This window comes from Slackia faecicanis, from assembly GCF_003725295.1.
In the GTDB taxonomy this organism is placed as follows: domain Bacteria; phylum Actinomycetota; class Coriobacteriia; order Coriobacteriales; family Eggerthellaceae; genus Slackia; species Slackia faecicanis.
In genome coordinates, this window is the sequence record NZ_QICB01000001.1 from 367,181 (window position 1) to 387,522 (window position 20,342).

Here is a 20,342-nt window from a genome sequence, read left to right on the forward strand (position 1 = left end):
CGAAAATTACACCGCCTGCTCGAGCTTGCGGGCGCGGTCGGCCGCCTGAAGCGCCGTGATGACATCGCCCAGGCCGTCGCCCAGCAGCACGCCGTTGTAGGTCGAGTTGAAACCGATGCGGTGATCGGTCACGCGGTCCTGCGGGCCGTTGTAGGTGCGGATCTTCTCGGAGCGGTCGCCCGAGCCGATCTGGGCCAGACGCTCGGCGCCTTCGGCCGCCTGCTGCTCGGCGAGCATTTTCTCGTACAGGCGGGCGCGCAGAACGGCCATAGCGGCGATCTTGTTCTGCAGCTGGGACTTCTGGTCCTGAGACTGAACCACCAGGCCCGAAGGAAGGTGCGTGATGCGCACCGCGGAGTCGGTGGTGTTGACGCACTGGCCGCCGGGACCGCCCGCGCGGTACACGTCGATGCGCAGGTCGTTCTCGTTGATCTCGATATCGATTTCGTCGGCCTCGGGCAGAACGGCCACCGTGGCGGTGGAGGTGTGGATGCGGCCCTGGCTTTCGGTCTTGGGAACGCGCTGGACGCGATGGACGCCCGACTCGAACTTCATGACCGAATAGACCTTGTCGCCCTTCACCTTGAACTGGATTTCCTTATAGCCGCCGGCCTCGGACGCGGAAACGTCCATGGTCTCGACCTTCCAGCGATGATGCTCACAGAAACGCATGTACATCTTGTACAGGTCGCCCGCGAAAATCGCCGCCTCGTCGCCGCCCGCAGCCGCGCGGATCTCGACGATGATGTCCTTTTCGTCGGCGGGGTCGGACGGAATGAGCATGAACTTGATGTCTTCCTCGAGCGGAGGAAGCTTCGCCTCGGCCGCCGCGATGGTCTCCTGGGCGAATTCCTTCATGTCGGGGTCGTCGAGCATCTCCTTGGCGTCGGCGATGTCGTCGCACGCCTGGACGTACTCGCGCGCCTTGGCCACGAGCGGGCCCTGGTTCGCATACTCCTTCGACAGGCGGGTGTATTCCTTCTGGTCGGCCAGAACCGCAGGATCGCCGAGCTTTTCCTGCAGGTCTTCGTAGCCTTTGATGATCTTTTCGAGCTTATCGCGCATTCTATTTCCCTTATTCGAGCGGCGCAAAGCCGCGTTTTCCATTCATAGAGATTTGCCAACTGCATATATTACCACGCCCGGCGCCTCGTCATGGGCTTTCCATAGCAGCCGTTCGGCCCCGCGCAAGAACCGGCGCAGACCGCGCGCGGTCCGGGAAAAAGAAAGGCCCCGCGCCGCACGGACGGATCCGCGGCGCGGGGCCTGAACGCTTCGAAGCCTATTCGGCCACCGAGAAGGTGCCGTTCGACTCGTCGTAGGTCATGGCCTTGGCCAGATAGCCCTTGTCATGCATCCAATCGAGCACGGGCTGCACCATGGCGGCCGTAGGCAGGGCCGCTTCGGGGTAGGTGCTGATCGCATAGGTATCGGCGACCGGCGCAGGCAGGTTGGCCTTTTCCACCAGCAGCGAACGATACGCCTCGGGATCGGCGTTGATCGAGGTCACGGCCTCGTTCCATGCGGCGCGCACCATATCGAGCGTCTTATCGCCGCCATCGGAGAGCCAATCGGTGCGCACGGCCAGGACGGACTGGCTGATGTTTTCGCCCTGGGTGTCGTCGGCCAGAAGCACCATGCCCGTCTGCTCTCCGAGAGCAAGCAGGCTTGCAGGGAGCGCCGCAGCCGCGACCTGGTTGTTCGCCATGGACTCGTAGCGGACGGGCATCTTCTTGATTTCTTCCTTGACCACCTGGTCGGCAGGAACGCCCGCGGCCTCCATCAGCTTGTCCATCACGTATTCGGGAACGGTGTTGGAGCCGACGCCGATGCCCTTGCCCGCAAGGTCGGCAAGGCTTTTGATTCCGGATTCAGGCGAGGTCATGATGCCGAAACGGCCCTGAGACGCCTCGGCGCCGAGGGTGACCCAGGCAAGCTGGACATCCACGCCGGAAAGCTTGAGGGACGCCGCCTGCTGCACGTCGGTCATGGCCGCATCGATTTCGCCCGCGGCGAACGCGGTGGAAAGCTCCTGGGCGCTCTGGAACGTGACGATCTCGACCTTCGCATCGCCGTAGAGGCCGTCCTGCTCGGCGACCCAGAACGGCAGCGCGTCCTCGGTCTGCATGGTGCCGATGCGCATGGCGGGCACCTGCGCCTCTTCGGCCTTTTCCTGCGGCTCCGAAGCGCCGGAGCATCCCGCGAGCGCCAGGCCGCACGCGAGCACGGCCGCGCACGCCAATGACATGAGAACCTTCTTCATCTTCATAGTGTTCGACATCCTCCCTTTCGTCGAAACGGACCCTCTCGGACCGCCGCGCGAGACGCCTTGAAAAGACGTCCGGACACGACGAAACGGGCCACAATGCGGCCCGTCCGATTAATCAACATACCATATACCTTACAAAGCGCCTACGAAAGCGAGAGGAACTCGAAAGCGGACTGAGCGGCGTTCGCGCCGTCGCCAACGGCGGTAGAGACCTGACGCAGCGGTTTCGTGCGCAAGTCGCCCGCCACGAAAACGCCGGGGATGTTCGTCTTGCCCGTTTCGTCGGACACCACGTATCCGCCGCGATCGAGCTCAAGGCCCGCACCGGCCAGCAGGGCGTTTTTCGGCGCGGTTCCCACCGCGACGAACATGCCCGCGACATCGATTTCGGAAGCCTCGTCCGTTTTCACGTTGCGAAGCGTCAGGCCCGAAAGCTTGCCTTCTTCATCGTGCAGCGCGTCCACCACGCTATCGAGATGCATGGTCAGGTTGGACAGCTCGCGCAGCGGCTCGGTGTAGACGGCATCGGCGCGCAGGGCGTCACGACGATGGATCAGGTGCACCTCGGAACAAATGCGCGCCAGGTACAAAACGTCGCCGACGGCCGTGTTGCCGCCGCCGACCACCGCCACGGCCTTGTCGCGGAAAAAGCCGCCGTCGCACGTGGCGCAATACGACACGCCACGGCCGGCCAGCTCGCCTTCGCGCTCGACGCCCAGCGGCCTGGGCTCGGCGCCCATGGCCAAAATGACGGCGTCCGCCGTGTACGCAGCGCCCGAAGCGGTGACGATCTTTTTAGGAGAAGCGTCCAGCTGAAGTTCGACGACCTCTTCGCCGACCGTCTGCGCGCCGAAACGCGCCGCCTGGCCGCTCATGGCGAACGCCAGCTCGAATGCGGAAACGCCGTCGGCGAAGCCGGGATAGTTATCGAGCTGCTCGGTATCAGTCATCTGGCCGCCCGGCCCCATGCGTTCGAACGATGCGGTGGAAAGGCCCGAGCGAGCGGTATACAGCGAAGCCGTCATGCCTGCGGGGCCCTGCCCGATCACGGCCACGTCGAAATGCTTCTCTTGAGTGCTCATAGGAATCCTCCTTCGAAACGGACCGGCAGCGTGAAATGCATCCGCGATGCCGCACGACCCGCGATCTTATACGAAAAAGCCCGGCTCCGAAGAGCCGGGCGTCTCATGCGTCGATTTAGTCGAGGAGAGCGAGCAGGCCCTGCTTGGGCTGAGCGCCCATGGAAGTCTTCTTGATCTGCCCGTTCTCGAACACGATCATGGTGGGAACGCTCATGACGCTGTAGCGCTGGGCCAGGTCAGGAGACTGATCGACATCGACCTTGTAGACCTTCGCCTTGCCGTCGACTTCCTCGGCCACTTCGTCGAGGATGGGAGCGACCATCTTGCAGGGGCCGCACCAGGTTGCGAAGAAATCAACCAGGACGGGGACGTTGGACTCGAGGACTTCGGACTGGAATTCGGAGGAGCTGATAACCTTGGCCATGATAGGACCTTTCTCTGATGTCGGTCATGCTGAGCGGGCTTTCACCAGGCTTCGCATGCCGAGCGCTTATTTGATACCTGAATAATAGCATATAGAGAAAAGGATGCAAACGGCGTTGTCGGCGAACGGTTTTCGCCACGATTCCTGCACATAACGCGCCGAGCCCGGTCGCGCGGACGAGGCAAGCGCCCGACCAGGCGGAAACGCGGCCCATGAATTTCGACGCTTTCGCGACAACACCCTTCCCCATGCTTGACCGCCGATACCATTTCGCCGACGATGGCATGAACGAGGAAGGAATCAAAATGAAGCAATCGTATTCCACCCGCACGGCCCTCGAACGCACGCCGGCATACGAGGGCGCGACCATCATGGACGCCGACCTTATCTTGGAAGGCGGCGCGATGCGAGGCCAATTCACGGCAGGCGTGCTGGACTTTTTCATGGACCACGGAATCTGGTGCAAAAACGTCTACGGCACGAGCGCCGGAGCGCTGAACGGATACAACTACATCGCAGGCGAATTGGGGCGCACCTGCTACCTGAACACGAAGTACTGCACGGACTCGCGCTATCTATCGATGCGCAACTTCGCACTCACCGGCAGCGCGCTGCGACGCGATTTCATGTTCGACGCCATTCCCAACGAGCTCGACCCCTTCGACTACGACGCGTTTCGCGATTCTCCGATGAATCTGACCACCGTGGCGAGCAATATCGAAACCGGCGAGGCCGATTATCACACCATGGAAGAAGCGCGCAGCGAGCGCGAGATTTCGTACTTGCAAGCATCGGCGAGCATGCCGCTCGTGTCGAAGATCATCGAGGTGGACGGCAAGAAGCTGCTCGACGGCGGAACGTGCGACAGCGTTCCCCTGCTTCGCTCGATGCTCGACCACCGCGCGAACAAGCGCATCGTGGTGCTGACGCAGGACGAGACCTACGTGAAGGGCCCCAACAAGACCATGCCGCTCGCCCGTCGCATCTACGACGAGTACCCGCTGTTCCTCGATCGCATGGAATACCGCCACATCGAATACAACCGCACGTATCGATGGATCAAGCGCCTGCACGATGCGGGAGAAATTTTCATGATCCAGCCCGCGAAGCCCGTGACCATCTCCAATTTGGAGAAAGACCCCGAGAAGCTCTTCGACCTCTACGAGCAGGGCTACGCCGAAGCAGCGCTCCATTACGCCGAGCTGATGGAATATCTGGCACGCTAAAGCCCGCAGAAAGCGCGCCGTTCGTCCGAAACGCCCGCCGCATCTATTCCCCGAAAGAATCGAACGGCGGGCTTTTTCGTGGCCTTGTAATCGGCGCGGCGAACAAGAGGGCCTGCGGGCCGTAAGACAAAAGCGAGTTATGCTTCAAAAGCCGCCTTTTGCGCGATGCATATATATAGGTAAGGAAAACGAAAAAGGCCCCGCTTTCGCGAGGCCTGTGCAATCTGGAGCGGACAACGGGGCTCGAACCCGCGACCCCAACCTTGGCAAGGTTGTGCTCTACCAACTGAGCCATGTCCGCATATGGAGGCGAGAACCGGATTCGAACCGGTGGTGAGGGCTTTGCAGGCCCCTGCCTTACCACTTGGCCATCTCGCCTTTTGTCAAAGCAGGTCCCGCCGAAACGGGACCTGAACATTGCTGGAGCGGACAACGGGGCTCGAACCCGCGACCCCAACCTTGGCAAGGTTGTGCTCTACCAACTGAGCCATGTCCGCAAATGGTGGGCGATACAAGATTTGAACTTGTGACCCCTACCGTGTCAAGGTAGTGCTCTCCCCCTGAGCTAACCGCCCATTCGCTGTGGTTCGAAGCGAACCGCTCGAACCGACGAGTTGATATATTATCCCTTGGATGCCTTCGATGCAAGTACTTTTTTTGAAAAAGTTTCCCGGAACGGAAGAAAGATAATTCGCCGCTCTGTCGGCAATACGCATTTCACCTGGTCAACCGCAAAATACTTGCAGGATCGAAGCGGAAGGGGCGTACATAAAGCCCGGTCGACAGTAAACGCGACATGGGCGCATGTCGAAGAAACCGTGCCGATCCCCTCGTTGCCTTGCGGTTCGGAAGGACGCAACAAGGTTCGACGCCGTCCGACAAGGTCGGCTTAGCGGATGCGCTTTCGTCCGCGAAGGCGCAAGGTCTGCCGCGCTTCGGTCCCTACGCCCGCAAAGACAGCAGGCCCGCCAGGGCCATCGATGCCGGCAGCACACGCCATAGCGCGCGGTCGAGGCGAAAGAAGGCGGCTCTTGCGCACGCAGGAGGCGTAGCGCATCTATCGAGAGCGCGCTGCAGGCAAACGTGAGCGAGACGTCGGAAGGCAACCCGTCAACATAGACGATCTTCGGGTTGTATCGAAAAACGAAAAAGGCCCCGCTTTCGCGAGGCCTGTGCAATCTGGAGCGGACAACGGGGCTCGAACCCGCGACCCCAACCTTGGCAAGGTTGTGCTCTACCAACTGAGCCATGTCCGCAAATGGTGGGCGATACAAGATTTGAACTTGTGACCCCTACCGTGTCAAGGTAGTGCTCTCCCCCTGAGCTAACCGCCCATTCGCTTGTCGTTCAAGTGCTTTGCTCGAAGCGACAAATCGATATATTAACCGTTGTCCAAAGCGAGCGCAAGCACTTTTTTGAAATTTCTTTCCGAATCAGAGCCGCCTTTCGCGCTCCATGCATCGCAAAGATAAGCGACCATGGGTTTCACCTGCGAAAACATTGGTATCGAATCCGATTCGCCTTGAAATACAAGTAAAAGAAATAGCAGCTGCATCCTGCGACAAAAGCATCTGCATCGGAAAAGACAGAGTGAGAAACCAGGGTTATAGGACGAAAATGATCGACCTGAAACGAAAAACCCGCCGTGGCGAAGCAAACGGCGCCGCACCCGAAACGTCTCCGGCGCGTCGCCCCGCCTTCGTCGCCCGCCCCTTTACCTTCGCGACAGGCACAACGCATTTCGGAGCTTAACGGACACACTTTTATCCGCTAAGCCGCCGCCAAGCCCCCATTTCGGACCGGCAGCCCTCGAGCCCTGCCCTATCTTCCCTGAACGCAAAAAAGGCAACCTTGCGGCTGCCTTTCGATTTCGATGGTGTCGGAGGCGGGATTTGAACCCGCACACCCGGTAAATGGGCACTAGCACCTCAAGCTAGCGTGTCTGCCGTTCCACCACTCCGACGTGTCAGCCTTATCGGCTGCGAGTTAGTATTCTATGCCAGAAGCCCTGCGATGGCAAGAGGTAATTTTGGGAAATTGTCTCGCCGAGAAATCGCGCCCCGCAGGAAGGGAATCCCGCCGCAGTCGCAACGAAAGCATCGGGGTCCGCGACGCGCAGATGACGAAGATGGCCGAGCTGCCTGATGGTCGCTGCGTAAGACCTCGTCTTCCTGTAGACCGCGACCGCTTTCCGCTTCTGCTCGTGGGCGTAGACGACTTTCATGGCGGACCTCCGTTTCTGTACGGAATCATGCCCGAACTCCCTTTCGCCCTATAGCCCTATAACCCTCGGGTCTCGCATGCGCGGCAGGAAACGAAAAAGGCAGCCTTGCAGCTGCCTTTCGATTTCGATGGTGTCGGAGGCGGGATTTGAACCCGCACACCCGGTAAATGGGCACTAGCACCTCAAGCTAGCGTGTCTGCCGTTCCACCACTCCGACGTGTCAGCCTTATCGGCTGCGAGTTAGTATTTTCTCCTATTGTCACGCTAAACGCAAGAAGAAATTTTAAAAAGTTTTACTGGGCGATGTGGCCCTGGGGATAAATGACCATGAGGACCAACAGCGACACCATGAAGACGACCGCGAAGATGATCGTGATGCGGTCGAGGTTCTTCTCGATGATATTGGTGCCGGTCTGCGTGGAGTACAGCGAGCTGGCGATCATGTCGGAAACGCCCGTGCCCTTGCCGGAATGAAGCAGAACGAACACGATGAGTCCGATGCCCGACAGGGCCCAGACGACGAGAACAGCGATGAGCAACGGATTCACGTCACTTCTCCTTACCGATTTGTGCGAGATAAATATACAAGCCATGAATTATAGACGCTCGGCGGCGCTTTTCGCAAGGAAATCACGCAAAAACAGAAGAGCGTCTCGGTAGCCTCGAATGCCGCGGCCCGTGATCGTATGCAGCGCAGCCTGGCGCACGTAGGAAACCTGGCGGAAACCTTCGCGCTTCTCGACCGCCGAGATATGCACCTCCACGAACGGTATGCCGACGGCCTTCAGCGCGTCGAGGATCGCGATGGAAGTGTGCGTATACGCCGCGGGATTGATCACGATGCCGTCATAGACGCCGTAGGCCTGCTGGATCGCATCCACCAAATCGCCTTCGTGATTGCTCTGGAAACACGTCGCCGCGAAGCCCTCCTCCTGCGCGGTGCGCTCAACCAGGTCGAGCAGGGCGCGATAGTCCTCTTTCCCGTAAATATCGGGCTCGCGCAGGCCGAGCATATTGATATTGGGGCCGTTGACGACCAGAAACCTCGGCCTCGAAGCGCCCTTGTCGCGACCGTCGTCACGCATGGCACGTCCTCCCCTCGCTCGTTTCGTTTTCCTCCAGCGCCGCGATAACGCGCTCGACGGCATCCTCGAGCGTCGCGTCGTTTTCGACCGCCGCATCGGCCCAGGCCTCGTACAGCTTCGCGCGGCGGCGGAAAAGCTCGGCCACACCCGTCGCCTTGCTCACCGGGCGCCCCTCGCATGCCAGAAGCTCGAGCGGGCGGCGCAGCAGCACCACGACGGCGTTCTGATGCAGAAGATCGTAGTTGCGCGGCTGCGTGACCACGCCCCCGCCGCATGCCGCCACGAGCCCCGATTCCTTGCAGACCTCCCGCACGGCCTCGGTTTCATACCGGCGAAACGCCGCTTCGCCGAGGCGCTCGAATATTTCGGGAACGGGCATGCCCACCCGCTGCGCGATGCGCTCGTCCACATCGACGAACGGCCTGCCGAGGCGCGCCGCAACAAGCGCGCCGACCGTGCTTTTCCCGCCGCCCGGCATGCCGATCAAAACGACGGAGCGCATATCGGCCGCCACGCGTTCGATCGCGCGCTCCATCGCGGATTCGTCGATGCGCACGCCACGAAACACCTCGCTTGCACGCTTGGCCTGCGCCACCAGCATGGAAAGCCCGTTCTCGTGCGCGATGCCGAGCTTTTCGGCCTGCAGGAGGATTCCCGTGCGTGCAGGGTTGTACACCACGTCGAGCACGGCGTCCAAGCCGTCGCGATAACCCGCGCGCGTCTCGCCCGTGCGGGCGAACGGCTCCAGGTCGACGACCGATTCCGGGCAATGCGGATACATGCCGACAGGCGTGGCGTTCACCACGATGTCGGCATCGTAATGGCGCTCGACCGTATCGAAGCCCGCCCCGGGCAGCCCGCGCGAAACCACGGCCACCTCGCGCGCGCCGCGGTCGCGCAGCACGGCGCAGACGGTCTTCGACGCGCCGCCCGCCCCCAACACAAGCGCCTTGCGCCCGGCCGCTTCGACCCCCGCGCGGTCGAGCATGAAAGAAAAGCCGTCATAATCGGTATTGTCGCCATAGATCGTGCCGTCGGCGCGGCGCACCAGCGTGTTCACGCACCCGATGGCGCGCGCGGCATCGGACAGCTCGTCGCACAGCGGCATGACCGTTTCTTTATAAGGGATGGTCACGTTGACGCCGTCGTAGCGGCCGTGCAGCACGAACTCCTTAACGTCTTCGGGCTCCACCTCGAACAGGCGATACTCGTATGCGCCCAGCAAGGCGTGAATCTTCGGCGAATAGCTGTGGCCGAGCGACCTGCCCAAAAGCCCGTAGACGGGCGCGTCCCCATGCTGCGCGCCGCAGGCCCGCTCGACACGCGGCGCGCCGGCGCCTTCGCAAGACGACGCCGATGCTTCGTCGCGGCACGACAACCCGTCGCAACGCGAAACGCCCGGCGCGTCCCCGGGCGCCGCGAGCGACTCGACGGACACGGCCCGTTCCTGCACCTGTTCGACGCGAGAGGAGCGGTCTTCACCGTCCAAAAGACGCTGCTGGTATTCCCTGCTCATTTCCATGATCGACTCGAACAGCGGCTCCATATAGCGCGCGAACTCGGCAGACGCGGCCTGCGTCGCGGCTTCGATCTTGCGCACCTCCCGCGCGCGGTCGAGCACGGGAAGGCCCTTCGCGCGCTTATAGGCGGCAACGTCGGCCGCGGCGCGCATCCTTTCCTCGAAAAGCTCGATGATGCGCGCGTCGATCGCATCGATGTTCTCGCGCGACGCCGCAAGGTCGACGGGTTCGTCGGCACGGGCCGGCGCATCGGTCCTTCGATTCATCGGTCCAGCCTCGCTTCCAGCATCAGGTCGTATACCGCCACGGCGCACGCCGCCTCCACCACGGGAACGGCGCGCACGGCGACGCAGGGGTCGTGGCGCCCTTCGAGCGCAAGATCGACATCGCGGCCGTCCTTCAAATCGACGCTGTGCTGCTCGATGAAGATCGACGAGGTGGGCTTGAAGGCGGCGCGCACGATCAGCGGCTCTCCCGTGGAAATGCCGCCCAGGATGCCGCCCGCGTTGTTCGATTCGAACGCCGGCGCGCCCGCATCCATGCGATACGGATCATTATGCTGCGAGCCGTGCATGTCGGCGGCGGCGAACCCCCTGCCGAATTCGACGCCCTTGACGGCGGGAATGCCGAACACGGCGCGCGCCACGGCGTTCTCGAGCCCGTCGAACAAGGGCTCGCCGATGCCGACCGGCAGCCCCACCGCGGCGCATTCCACCACGCCGCCCACGCTGTCGCCCTGCGCACGGGCGGCGGCGATCGCGTCCTGCATGGCCGCACCGCACGCATCGTCGATCACGGGAAAAGGCTTGCGGCCGGGCGCCGACACGTCTTCGGGGCCGATGCCCTGCAAAGGCCACGCGGCATCGGCGACGCACGCCGCCCGCGCCAGATGCGCGCCCACGAAAACGCCCTGCTCGGCAAGGAGCTGCTTGGCGATGCCGCCCGCGATGCACAGCGGCGCGGTCAGGCGGCCCGAGAAATGGCCGCCGCCCGCCACGTCCTGCGCCCCGCCGAATTTCACCTCGGCCACGTAATCGGCGTGTCCCGGCCGCGGCGTGCGGCGCAGCGCCTCGTAATCGGAGCTGCGCGCATCGGCGTTGCGGATGACGGCGGCAAGCGGAGCGCCGCAGGTCACGCCATCGACCAGGCCTCCCAGAAACTCAGGGACATCGGATTCTTTGCGCGACGTCGACCACGGCATGCCGCTCGGCGCGCGACGCGCGAGAAACGCCTGCAGCTCGTCGAGGTCGATCCTTTTGCCCGCGGGAATTCCCTCCACGACGCAGCCGATGCCCGCCGAATGGCTTTGGCCGAATATCGTGACGCTGAAATGGGTGCCTATACGGGATGCCATCGCGGCCCTCGCCTTCTTTCAATCACGCCCGCATCCGTCGAAAACGGCGGCGGGCCTACGAACACGCTTCGCGGACGAAGCGCGAGAAATCCTGCAAGTCAAGCGGCAGCATGCATGCACGTCCGATGCCCTCCATGGCCGCCACGTTCATCACGCCGCCCGCACGCTTCTTGTCGGCGAGCGCCGCTTCATAGAGCCGCTCGGCGGAAAACGGGGCACGCGCGGACATGCCGTATGCCTCGACGGCCGACGCGACGCGCGCGGCATCGGCCGCTTCGCACAAGCCGCGTTTCGCGCACGCGCGCGCCGCCATGGCCATGCCGCTCGCCACGGCGAATCCGTGCGTTATCTCGAAACCCGATTCCCTCTCGATCGCATGGCCCAGCGTGTGGCCGAAGTTCAGCAGCATGCGCGCGCCCCGCTCGCGCTCGTCGGCCTGCACGATATCGCGCTTGATCGCCACGCAGCGCGTGATAACCCGGGCAAGGCGCGCATCGCCCGGCACGAGCGGGGTTTCGAGCAGCGAGAACAGGTCCGCGTCGGCGATGGCGCCGTACTTGATCGCCTCGGCGCATCCGTCCGTGAAAAAATGCGGCGCAAGCGTGGCGAGCGTCGCGGTGTCGATAAGCACGGCGGAGGGCTGGAAGAATGCGCCCACCAGGTTCTTTCCCTGAGGAAGGTCGACGGCGGTCTTGCCGCCCACCGACGAATCGACGCATGCGAGAAGCGACGTGGGAATCTGCAGGCAGCGACAACCCCGCATGTAGGTGGCCGCCGCGAAGCCCGCCATGTCGCCCGTCACGCCGCCGCCCAAGGCCACGACCAAAGACGACCTGGTCAGCCCTGCTTCGGCCATCGCCTGCAGGCACGACCCGTAGGTCGAAAGATTCTTCGACGCCTCGCCCGCCGGAAAGACGAACTCCCCCACGGAAAACCCCGACGCCGCAAGCGAGCGCTTCACGCGGCCGAGATACAGCGGCGCCACGTTGCTGTCGCTGACCACGAACGCCGCATCGCCGCCGATCGAAGCGGCCACGGCGCCCGCCTCGTCGATCGAATACTCGTCGATCAAGACGTCGTAGGCCGTCGAGGCCTTCACCCGCACCGTGCTCATCGCGCCGACGCCCCTGCTCCGACGCGCGCCTTCGCGCGCAATTCGACCGCCACGATGAAGGCCCGTTCCGTCGAACGGGACGCCGAACCGACGCTCGCCGCGGCCATCCTAAAGCACCGCCAACGGGTCGGCGACGGCCGCGCGCACGAGCGACGCGCGGCGCATCATCTCGTCGAACTGCGCGGGCAGCAAGGCCTGCACGCCATCGGATGCGGCATGGGCCGGGTCGCAATGCACCTCTACCTCGAGGCCGTCGGCGCCCGCGGCCACCGCCGCATACGCCGCGGGAGGCACCAGGCGCGCACGGCCGGTGGCATGGCTCGGGTCGGCGATGATCGGAAGGTGCGTGAGGCCGCGCAGCACGGGAATGGCGGACACGTCGAAGGCGTTGCGCGTGCGCGTGTCGTAAGACCTGGTGCCGCGCTCGCACAGCATGACGCGCTCGTTTCCGCCCGCCATGATATACTCCGCCGCCATCAGCAATTCCTCGATGGTGGCGGCCAGGCCGCGCTTGAGCAGGATGGGCTTGTCGGTCTTGCCGAGCTCTTTGAGCAGCGAGTAATTCTGCATGTTGCGCGCGCCCACCTGCAGAATATCGACGTCGTCGAACAGGGGCAGATCGCGCGCGTCCATGACCTCGGAAACCACGGGCATGCCGAACTCGCGCTTGACCTTCGACAGAATAGCCAGGCCCTCCTCGCCCATGCCCTGGAACGCATAGGGCGACGTGCGCGGTTTGAACGCCCCGCCGCGAAACACCGTGGCGCCCGCCTTCTTCACGGCCGCGGCGACGGCCATGCACTGCTCTTCGCTTTCGACCGCGCAGGGGCCGGCCATCACGCCGAAATGCCCGCCGCCGAACACGGCGCCGCCCGCCTCGACCACGGTGTCATCGGGATGGAACTGCCTGCCCGCCTTCTTGAACGGCTCGGACACGCGGCGCACGGAGGCCACCTGGTCCATCGATTCCAGACGATGGACGTCGATGCAGGTCGTGTCGCCGATCAGCCCGACGACGGTCCGCTTCTCGCCGACGACGACATGCGGCTCCACGTTTTGGGACCGAAGGTAGCCGCACAGCTCGTCTAGCTTGTCGGGCGCGACGCCTTCGCGGACGATAACGATCATGGGCGCTGTCTCCTATCGTAAAAACGAACGCGCCGAAGGCCGGCTCCGACGCGTTCGCCACGGTCGTGCATATTGCGTGGCTATACTATCACTGTTTGTGGAAAGGACCGCGCGGATCGGGCGGCGCCGCGCCTCAGCGCTTCAGCAGGCTTTCGCCCGTCATCTCGGCGGGCGCGGCGAGGCCCATGACGTCGAGCAAGGTCGGGGCGATATCGCACAGCGCGGCCGGACGGCCCTCGGGCGCGGCCAGCGCGACGCCTTCGGCATCGTCGACGAGCACGAGCGGAACGGGCGCGGTGGTATGCGCGGTATAGGGAGAGCCGTCTTCGGCAAGCATCCTGTCGGCGTTGCCGTGATCGGCGGTGACCAGCGCGAAGCCGCCCTTGGCAAGCACCGCGTCGACCACCTTGCCCACGCCCGCGTCCACCGCTTCCACGGCGGCCTTCGCCGCGGGAATGACGCCCGTGTGGCCCACCATGTCGCAGTTCGCGAAATTCACGATATAGACGTCCGCCTCGTCGGCGGCGATGGCGGCCGCCAGCGTTTCGGCCACCTCGGGCTCGCTCATTTCGGGCTGCAGGTCGTACGTGGCCACCTTGGGGCTCGCCACGAGCGAACGGTTCTCGCCTTCTTTACATGCTTCCACGCCGCCGTTGAAGAAAAACGTCACGTGGGCGTATTTTTCGGTTTCGGCGATGTGGTACTGGCGCAGCCGCGCCTCGGCCAGCACGTCGGCCAGCACGTTTTCGGGGAATTCCTTCGGAAATGCCACGGGAGCGTCGATCGTCGCGTCGTATTCGGTCAGGCACACGAACTTCACGGCCGGCCTGACGCTGCGCTCGAAGCCGTCGAAATCGGCGTCGACCAGGGCGCGCGTGAGCTCACGGGCGCGGTCGGGGCGGAAATTGAAGAAGATCGCCGCATCGCCGTCGCGCATGCCGCGGCCGTCGAGCGACACGGGCTCGACGAATTCGTCGGTGACGTCGGCCGCATACGAGGCCTCGATCGCCTCTTTCGCCGAAACGGCTCGATACGGGCTGCCGCAGACCGCCGCCTCATAGGCGCGCTGCACGCGCTCCCAGCGCTTGTCGCGGTCCATCGCGTAATAACGGCCGCTCACGCTGGCGATGCGCACCTTGCCCGCGACATCTTCGCCGGCGAGCACCGATTCGAGCTCTTCGATGAAGCCCGCGCCGCTGCGCGGAGCCACGTCGCGGCCGTCCATGAAGCAATGGATGCACACGTCGTTCGCGCCGCGCGCCACGGCATGGCGCACCAGGGCGTACAGATGCGCGTTGCTCGAATGCACGCCGCCGTCGGACAGAAGGCCCATCAGATGCAGCGCGCCGCCCGCCGCCACGGCCGCATCGATCGCGTCGTTGATCGCGGCGTTGTCGCGGATCGCGCCTTCGCGGCACGCCTTGTCGATGCGCGTAAGCTCCTGATACACCACGCGGCCCGCGCCGATGTTGAGATGTCCCACTTCGGAATTGCCCATCTGGCCGGCAGGCAGGCCCACGGCCTCGCCCGACGCCTCGAGGGCGACGAAGGGACGGTTTTCGAACAGATCGTCCAGACGCGGCGTATCCGCCAGCGAGATGGAGTTGCCTTCGGAAGGGGCGTCGAGCCCGAATCCGTCCATGATGACGAGCAGGGCGGGAAGATGAAGCTTCGAATTCATGATTCCTCCTGGCCGGTCGTCGAGGCCCCGTCGGGACCGACGTAGCGCGCGGTCGTCCGGCCCACGCCGCGCGCTCCCCCTTCGTTTTTCGATATGCAGACCGCGAGGACCGTTAACGGGCCATCGCGGTTTTCACCAGGTCGACGAAATCCTCGGCATCGAGCGCCGCGCCGCCGATCAGGCCGCCGTCGATATCCTCGCACGCGAGGAACGCCTCGGCGTTGGCGGGCTTCATCGAGCCGCCGTACAGGATGCGCATGCCATCGGCGGTCTTATCGCCTACGAGGTCGCGCACGGTGGCGCGGATGGCCGCCGCCATGGCTTCGGCCTGCTCGGGCGTGGCCGTGCGGCCCGTGCCGATGGCCCAGATGGGCTCGTAGGCGATGCAGCACGCGGCGGCCTCTTCGGGCTCCAGGCCCGCCAGAGCGGCGCGCACCTGGTCGCAGACGAACGATTCGGCCTGCTCGGCTTCGCGCACGGACAGGCTCTCGCCCACGCAGACGATCGGCTTCATGCCGGCCTCGACCAGCGCGCGCACCTTGCGGTTGACCTGCACGTCGGTTTCGCCGAACATCTCGCGGCGCTCGGAGTGGCCCACGATGCACCAGGTGCACCCCACGTCTTTGAGCATGGGAATGCTGATTTCGCCCGTGAAGGCGCCCGAAGGCTCCCAGTGCACGTTCTGCGCGCCCACCTCGACGCGGGACCTGTCGAAATCGAGGACCGTGATCACCGAGCGCAGGTCGATCGCGGGCGGGAACAGCACCACGTCCACCTCGTCGCCGCCGCGGCCGTAACGGTTCGAAATGCCCTGGGAAAGCACCACGCTTTCCGCCGGCGTCATGTTCATTTTCCAGTTGCCTGCGATGATGGGTTTGCGCACCATACAAGCCTCCTTTGCATGCGATCGATGTATGCGTCGAATCCGCCCCGCGCCGTGCGGGCGCGAAGGGCCGACGGAAAGCGCCGCGCCGAACGATCCGACGCGGCGCGAAAAGCCTGCGCTATCGAAGGGCCGCGACGCCGGGAAGCGTCTTGCCCTCGACGAGCTCCATGGACGCTCCGCCGCCCGTGGAGATGAAGGTCATCTCGTCGGCGAGGGAGAACTTGTTCACCGCAGCCACGCTGTCGCCGCCGCCGATGATCGTGGCGGCGTCCTTGTTGGCGGCCACGGCCTCGGCCACGGCGCGGGTGCCGTGCTCGAAGGCCTTCATCTCGAACACGCCCATGGGGCCGTTCCAGAACACCGTCGCGCCTTCGGCGATGGCATCGGCATAGAGCTTCTCGGTCTCGGGTCCGATGTCCAGGCCCATCATGTCGGCGGGAATGGCATCGACCGAGCAGGTCAGGGCATTGGCGTCTTCGGCGAAGGCGTCGGCGGCCACCACGTCAACGGGAAGCAGCAGCTTCACGCCCGCGGCCTGCGCCTTCTCGATCATCTCGCCCGCGCGCTCGACCCAATCGTCCTCTTTGAGCGAGGTGCCCACGGCCTTGCCCTGCGCGAGCAGGAAGGTGAAGCACATGCCGCCGCCGATGATGATCGTGTCGGCCTTGTCGATCAAGGCGTCGATCACGCCCACCTTGTCGGACACCTTGGAGCCGCCCAGGATGGCGACGAAGGGGCGCTTCGGCGCGTCGAGCATGCCGGAAAGCGTTTCGACCTCGCCCGCCAGAAGGAAGCCCGCGTATGCGGGCAGCAGCGAAGCGATGCCCGCGGTAGAGGCATGCGCGCGGTGCGCGGTGCCGAACGCGTCGTTGACGTAGAGCTCGGCGAGAGATGCGAGCTCCTCGCAGAATGCGGGGTCGTTTTTCTTCTCGCGCTTGTCGAAGCGGAGGTTCTCCAGCACGAGAACCGCGCCGTCGGCCAGCTCGGCCGCCTTGGCGCGGGCGTCCTCGCCCACGGTGTCGGAGGCGAAGGCCACGGGAGCGTCGATCAGCTCGGCGAGGCGCGCCGCCGCGGGAGCGAGCGTGAACTTCTCCTCGAAGCCCTCGCCGGCGGGACGGCCCAGGTGGCTCATCAGGATGACCTTGGCGCCGCCGCGCACGAGATATTCGATCGTGGGAAGCGCGGCGCGGATGCGCGTGTCGTCGCCGACCACGCCGTCTTTGATGGGAACGTTGAAATCGACACGGACGATGACGCGCTTGCCGCGCACGTCGACGCCTTCGATGGTCTTGATATCGGACATTCGGTCCTCCTTCGGAATGCTTCGCGGAAACGCCACGGCCGCCTTCGAAGACGCGCGCACGCGGCAAATGCATAAGAAGCCGAACGCATGGTTCGGCTTCTGCGGGGTCAAGCAATGCGCCGCCCCGAAGAGCGGCGCGCTCGAATGCTAGAGAAGGATCTTCGCGAGGTCTTTGACGCGGTTGGAGTAGCCCCACTCGTTGTCGTACCAGGAGATGCACTTCACCATGTCGCTCTTCTCGCCCATGACCATGGTGAGCTGGCTGTCGAAGATCGAGGAGTGGGAGTTGCCCACGATGTCGATCGAGACGATCGGGTCCTCGGTGTACTCGAGGATGCCCTTGAGCGGGCCTTCGGCGGCGGCCTTCATGGCGGCGTTAATTTCTTCCTTGGTCACCTCGCGCTCGAGCTGGACGGTGAGGTCGACCATGGATCCGTCCGGGGTGGGAACGCGCGTGGCGAAGCCGTCGAGCTTGCCCTTGAGCTCGGGCAGGACCAGAGAAACCGCGCGGGCGGCGCCCGTGGTGGTGGGGATCATGGACAGGGCTGCGGCGCGGGCGCGGCGCAGGTCCTTATGAGGCAGGTCCAAGATCTTCTGGTCGTTGGTGTAAGCATGGATGGTGTTCATGTAGCCGCGCTTGATGCCGAAGTTTTCCATCAGGACCTTCGCGAAGGGAGCGAGGCAGTTGGTGGTGCAAGAAGCGTTGGAGATGATGTGATGCTTCTCTTTGTCGTAATCGCCGTCGTTGACGCCCATCACGATCGTGATGTCCTCGCCCTTGGCGGGGCAGCTGATGATGACCTTCTTGGCGCCGGCCTCGATGTGCTTGGAGGCAAGCTCGCCGGTCTTGAAGATGCCCGTGGACTCGACGACGACGTCGACGCCGAGCTCGCCCCAGGGCAGATTGGAGGGTTCGCGCTCGCAGAGCACCTTGGTCTTGTGGCCGTCGGCGATGAAGCCGTCCTCGACCACCTCGACCTTATCGAATGCACGGCCGTGCACGGAATCGTATTTCAGAAGATGGGCCATGGTGGGAATATCGCCCAGGTCGTTGACGGCCACGACGTCGAGCTCGGGATCGTTCGCCATTGCGCGGTACACGAGACGGCCGATGCGACCGAAACCGTTGATGCCGACCTTGATTGCCATTGCAAACCCCTTTCTAGGTTTTTCCATACCGCATCGATTATACGAAGGAGCGCGACAGGCGCAAGACGAAGCGTCGGCATGCGGTCGAATGCACACGGCTGCGGCCGTCCGTCCGCCCGGGGCGCCCGTTCGCGACGCCGCCGACGAGCTTGCGGACCCGGCACGCATGCCGACACCCGCGCAGACGCGCGCTTTGGCGAAAAGCGCCACGAAGGCCGCAGCTGCTTTCCCCGCCCGCGCGGCTTGGCGCGTCGAAAGAAACCGCGGCCGCACGCCAGGCAGTTCGCGCGCGGGCCCCGCGCCGCGCCCGCGCATGCGGTCGCAAAGAAAACCTCCCGCCCCTCGGCAGCAAGGAACGGGAGGCTATTCGATCGTCCAGGCCTTCGGCCGCAGCTATCCGGCCTAGATATCCATGTTGCCCATCATGTCCTGGAGCTTCTTCAGATCCGACATCTTCATGCCGCCCATGCCGGGAATGCCCAGACGGGGCTTGCGGCCTTTCTTGCCTTTCTTGCCCTTCTTGCCGCGGCCGTTCTGCATGGCCTCGGCGGCGGGCATGGCCTTCTTGAGCATCTTGCGCGTCTCGTGGAACTGCTTCATGACCTGGTTGACCTCCTGCACCGTGGTGCCGGAGCCTGCGGCGATACGGGCGCGGCGGCTGCCGTTGAGCACCTCGGGGTGCTCGCGCTCGTACTTCGTCATGGAGAAGATCACCGTTTCCATGCGGTCGAGGGCGCCTTCGTCCACCTGGCCGGAAGCCATGGCCTTGTCGCCGCCAGGCAGCGCGCTGACCAGCTTGCTGATGCCGCCCATCTTTTTGACCTGCTTCTTGATTTCGAGGAAATCGTTGAGGTTGATCTGGGCCTTGGCCATGCGGGCCGTGGTTTCGGCCTCGATTTCTTCGGCCTGCACCTTCGAGGCGTGCTCGATCAGCGAAACGACGTCGCCCATGCCGAGGATTCGCTTGGCCATGCGGTCGGGATGGAATTCCTCCAGGCTGTCGGGCTTTTCGCCCGCGCTGATGAATTTAATCGGCTTGCCCGTGACCTGCTTGAGCGAAAGCGCGCCGCCGCCGCGGGCGTCGCCGTCCATCTTGGACATGATCACGCCGTCGAATTCGACCTTCTCGGCGAAGGCCTGGGCCACGTTGACCACGTCCTGGCCGGTCATGGCGTCGACCACCATGAGGATCTGGTCGGGCTTGACGGCCGCCTTGATCGCGGCGGCCTCGTCCATCATGGCGTCGTCGACATGCAGGCGACCAGCCGTGTCGACGATCACCACGTCGCGCAGGTTGTCGATCGCGAAGCGCACGCCTTCCTCGGCGATGCGCACGGGGTCTTGGCCGTCGCCGCGATACACCTTCACGCCCATCTCGTCGCCGAGCGTCTGCAGCTGGTCGGCGGCGGCGGGACGGTACACGTCACAGGCCACCAGCAGCGGGCTGTGGCCCTTGCTCTTCAGCAGGTAGGCCAGCTTGGCCGACGCGGTGGTCTTGCCCGAGCCCTGAAGGCCCACGAGCATGATCACGTTGGGAATGCGGCTGGTGAGCACGAGCTTGGAATCGGACTGGCCGAGCAGCGCGGTGAGCTCGTCGAGAACCACCTTCACCACGTTTTGCGCGGGCGTGAGCGAATCGAGGATTTCGGCCTCGAGGCAGCGCGCCTTGGTGGACGCGACGAATTCCTTGACGACCTTGAAGTTGACGTCGGCTTCGAGCAGCGCCATGCGGATCTCGCGCATGGCCGCGTTGATGTCGTCCTCGGTCAGGCGACCTTTCGAGCGCAGGCCCGAGAAGATCCCCTGCAAACGGTCGGAAAGATTATCGAACATGGAAAAGAGCTCCTTCGATGCATCGAGCAGGCTTGTTTTCGTGAATCCTGTTTATTATGCAGCA

General features: G+C 64.0%; 17 protein-coding genes and 8 tRNA genes. 2 read left to right on the forward strand and 23 right to left on the reverse strand.

The features are described 5' to 3' along the window. Positions 1–6 precede the first annotated feature (6 nt). From prfA to trxA, 4 genes are all read right to left on the reverse strand, one after another. Positions 7–1,065: a peptide chain release factor 1 gene (gene prfA / locus DMP07_RS01670; protein WP_123197414.1), complete on the reverse strand. Its 1,059-nt coding sequence runs from the start codon at positions 1,063–1,065 to the stop codon at positions 7–9. A 217-nt stretch (positions 1,066–1,282) separates the two neighbouring features. Beyond that, complete coding sequence (locus DMP07_RS01675) at positions 1,283–2,281, reverse strand: ABC transporter substrate-binding protein (RefSeq protein WP_244594810.1); 999 nt, start codon at positions 2,279–2,281, stop codon at positions 1,283–1,285. Between the two features lie 131 nt (positions 2,282–2,412). After that, on the reverse strand, positions 2,413–3,351 hold the full coding sequence (trxB, locus tag DMP07_RS01680; protein ID WP_123197415.1) for a thioredoxin-disulfide reductase: 939 nt from the start codon (positions 3,349–3,351) through the stop codon (positions 2,413–2,415). Positions 3,352–3,466: 115 nt separating this feature from the next. Next, complete coding sequence (gene trxA, locus DMP07_RS01685) at positions 3,467–3,775, reverse strand: thioredoxin (protein ID WP_123197416.1); 309 nt, start codon at positions 3,773–3,775, stop codon at positions 3,467–3,469. 305 nt (positions 3,776–4,080) lie between these two features. Here trxA and DMP07_RS01690 point away from each other — a divergent pair, with 305 nt between their 5' ends. Then, a complete protein-coding gene (locus DMP07_RS01690; RefSeq protein WP_123197605.1) occupies positions 4,081–5,001 on the forward strand; it encodes a patatin-like phospholipase family protein in 921 nt (306 codons plus the stop codon). Between the two features lie 225 nt (positions 5,002–5,226). Here the strand turns inward: DMP07_RS01690 and DMP07_RS01695 are convergent. The 6 genes from DMP07_RS01695 to DMP07_RS01720 all read right to left on the reverse strand — a co-directional run bounded on the left by DMP07_RS01695 (position 5,227) and on the right by DMP07_RS01720 (position 6,335). Further along, a tRNA-Gly gene (locus DMP07_RS01695) sits at positions 5,227–5,302 on the reverse strand. 3 nt (positions 5,303–5,305) lie between these two features. Continuing rightward, a tRNA-Cys gene (locus DMP07_RS01700) sits at positions 5,306–5,379 on the reverse strand. 43 nt (positions 5,380–5,422) lie between these two features. Then, positions 5,423–5,498 (reverse strand) — tRNA-Gly (locus DMP07_RS01705). A gap of 3 nt (positions 5,499–5,501) precedes the next feature. Next, positions 5,502–5,576: transfer RNA gene (locus DMP07_RS01710), tRNA-Val, on the reverse strand. A 605-nt stretch (positions 5,577–6,181) separates the two neighbouring features. Further along, a tRNA-Gly gene (locus DMP07_RS01715) sits at positions 6,182–6,257 on the reverse strand. A 3-nt stretch (positions 6,258–6,260) separates the two neighbouring features. Beyond that, positions 6,261–6,335: transfer RNA gene (locus tag DMP07_RS01720), tRNA-Val, on the reverse strand. A 121-nt stretch (positions 6,336–6,456) separates the two neighbouring features. Here DMP07_RS01720 and DMP07_RS08870 point away from each other — a divergent pair. Continuing rightward, entirely contained in the window at positions 6,457–6,753 is a 297-nt protein-coding gene (locus tag DMP07_RS08870; protein WP_211324479.1) for a hypothetical protein, read from the forward strand. A 122-nt stretch (positions 6,754–6,875) separates the two neighbouring features. Here the strand turns inward: DMP07_RS08870 and DMP07_RS01725 are convergent. From DMP07_RS01725 to ffh, 13 genes are all read right to left on the reverse strand, one after another. Further along, positions 6,876–6,964 (reverse strand) — tRNA-Leu (locus DMP07_RS01725). A gap of 389 nt (positions 6,965–7,353) precedes the next feature. Further along, positions 7,354–7,442, reverse strand: a tRNA-Leu gene (locus tag DMP07_RS01735). Positions 7,443–7,518: 76 nt separating this feature from the next. Beyond that, the gene (gene secG, locus DMP07_RS01740) at positions 7,519–7,773 is read right to left on the reverse strand and encodes a preprotein translocase subunit SecG (RefSeq protein WP_123197418.1); all 255 of its coding nucleotides are present in this window, start codon (positions 7,771–7,773) and stop codon (positions 7,519–7,521) included. A gap of 48 nt (positions 7,774–7,821) precedes the next feature. Continuing rightward, the gene (gene aroQ, locus DMP07_RS01745) at positions 7,822–8,310 is read right to left on the reverse strand and encodes a type II 3-dehydroquinate dehydratase (RefSeq protein ID WP_123197419.1); all 489 of its coding nucleotides are present in this window, start codon (positions 8,308–8,310) and stop codon (positions 7,822–7,824) included. After that, on the reverse strand, positions 8,303–10,096 hold the full coding sequence (locus DMP07_RS01750; RefSeq protein WP_123197420.1) for a shikimate kinase: 1,794 nt from the start codon (positions 10,094–10,096) through the stop codon (positions 8,303–8,305). Before DMP07_RS01750 ends, aroQ begins: the two co-directional genes overlap by 8 nt. Further along, complete coding sequence (gene aroC, locus DMP07_RS01755; RefSeq protein ID WP_123197421.1) at positions 10,093–11,184, reverse strand: chorismate synthase; 1,092 nt, start codon at positions 11,182–11,184, stop codon at positions 10,093–10,095. Before aroC ends, DMP07_RS01750 begins: the two co-directional genes overlap by 4 nt. 55 nt (positions 11,185–11,239) lie before the next feature. Beyond that, positions 11,240–12,298 (reverse strand): 3-dehydroquinate synthase, encoded by a 1,059-nt coding sequence (gene aroB / locus DMP07_RS01760; RefSeq protein WP_123197422.1) that lies wholly within the window; start codon positions 12,296–12,298, stop codon positions 11,240–11,242. Between the two features lie 108 nt (positions 12,299–12,406). Continuing rightward, positions 12,407–13,426: a 3-deoxy-7-phosphoheptulonate synthase gene (aroF, locus tag DMP07_RS01765; protein ID WP_123197423.1), complete on the reverse strand. Its 1,020-nt coding sequence runs from the start codon at positions 13,424–13,426 to the stop codon at positions 12,407–12,409. A 133-nt stretch (positions 13,427–13,559) separates the two neighbouring features. Beyond that, complete coding sequence (gene gpmI / locus DMP07_RS01770; protein WP_123197424.1) at positions 13,560–15,107, reverse strand: 2,3-bisphosphoglycerate-independent phosphoglycerate mutase; 1,548 nt, start codon at positions 15,105–15,107, stop codon at positions 13,560–13,562. A 112-nt stretch (positions 15,108–15,219) separates the two neighbouring features. Continuing rightward, positions 15,220–15,993, reverse strand: a complete 774-nt coding sequence (tpiA, locus tag DMP07_RS01775; protein WP_211324480.1) for a triose-phosphate isomerase — start codon at positions 15,991–15,993, stop codon at positions 15,220–15,222. A gap of 118 nt (positions 15,994–16,111) precedes the next feature. Further along, on the reverse strand, positions 16,112–17,296 hold the full coding sequence (locus DMP07_RS01780; protein ID WP_123197425.1) for a phosphoglycerate kinase: 1,185 nt from the start codon (positions 17,294–17,296) through the stop codon (positions 16,112–16,114). 147 nt (positions 17,297–17,443) lie between these two features. Further along, the gene (gene gap, locus DMP07_RS01785; RefSeq protein WP_123197426.1) at positions 17,444–18,445 is read right to left on the reverse strand and encodes a type I glyceraldehyde-3-phosphate dehydrogenase; all 1,002 of its coding nucleotides are present in this window, start codon (positions 18,443–18,445) and stop codon (positions 17,444–17,446) included. A gap of 402 nt (positions 18,446–18,847) precedes the next feature. Beyond that, complete coding sequence (gene ffh / locus DMP07_RS01795) at positions 18,848–20,278, reverse strand: signal recognition particle protein (RefSeq protein ID WP_123197428.1); 1,431 nt, start codon at positions 20,276–20,278, stop codon at positions 18,848–18,850. Positions 20,279–20,342: the final 64 nt, after the last annotated feature.

What these genes read in the sequence shown, in the direction of transcription:
- aroQ (WP_123197419.1), bottom strand. Translation starts at nt 8,310, where the DNA reads ATGCGTGACGACGGTCGCGACAAGGGCGCTTCGAGGCCGAGGTTTCTG.
- ffh (WP_123197428.1), bottom strand. Translation starts at nt 20,278, where the DNA reads ATGTTCGATAATCTTTCCGACCGTTTGCAGGGGATCTTCTCGGGCCTG.
- trxA (WP_123197416.1), bottom strand. Translation starts at nt 3,775, where the DNA reads ATGGCCAAGGTTATCAGCTCCTCCGAATTCCAGTCCGAAGTCCTCGAG.
- DMP07_RS08870 (WP_211324479.1), top strand. Translation starts at nt 6,457, where the DNA reads ATGCATCGCAAAGATAAGCGACCATGGGTTTCACCTGCGAAAACATTG.
- DMP07_RS01690 (WP_123197605.1), top strand. Translation starts at nt 4,081, where the DNA reads ATGAAGCAATCGTATTCCACCCGCACGGCCCTCGAACGCACGCCGGCA.
- aroC (WP_123197421.1), bottom strand. Translation starts at nt 11,184, where the DNA reads ATGGCATCCCGTATAGGCACCCATTTCAGCGTCACGATATTCGGCCAA.
- gpmI (WP_123197424.1), bottom strand. Translation starts at nt 15,107, where the DNA reads ATGAATTCGAAGCTTCATCTTCCCGCCCTGCTCGTCATCATGGACGGA.
- DMP07_RS01780 (WP_123197425.1), bottom strand. Translation starts at nt 17,296, where the DNA reads ATGTCCGATATCAAGACCATCGAAGGCGTCGACGTGCGCGGCAAGCGC.
- trxB (WP_123197415.1), bottom strand. Translation starts at nt 3,351, where the DNA reads ATGAGCACTCAAGAGAAGCATTTCGACGTGGCCGTGATCGGGCAGGGC.
- DMP07_RS01675 (WP_244594810.1), bottom strand. Translation starts at nt 2,281, where the DNA reads ATGTCGAACACTATGAAGATGAAGAAGGTTCTCATGTCATTGGCGTGC.
- gap (WP_123197426.1), bottom strand. Translation starts at nt 18,445, where the DNA reads ATGGCAATCAAGGTCGGCATCAACGGTTTCGGTCGCATCGGCCGTCTC.
- tpiA (WP_211324480.1), bottom strand. Translation starts at nt 15,993, where the DNA reads ATGGTGCGCAAACCCATCATCGCAGGCAACTGGAAAATGAACATGACG.
- aroB (WP_123197422.1), bottom strand. Translation starts at nt 12,298, where the DNA reads ATGAGCACGGTGCGGGTGAAGGCCTCGACGGCCTACGACGTCTTGATC.
- prfA (WP_123197414.1), bottom strand. Translation starts at nt 1,065, where the DNA reads ATGCGCGATAAGCTCGAAAAGATCATCAAAGGCTACGAAGACCTGCAG.
- DMP07_RS01750 (WP_123197420.1), bottom strand. Translation starts at nt 10,096, where the DNA reads ATGAATCGAAGGACCGATGCGCCGGCCCGTGCCGACGAACCCGTCGAC.
- aroF (WP_123197423.1), bottom strand. Translation starts at nt 13,426, where the DNA reads ATGATCGTTATCGTCCGCGAAGGCGTCGCGCCCGACAAGCTAGACGAG.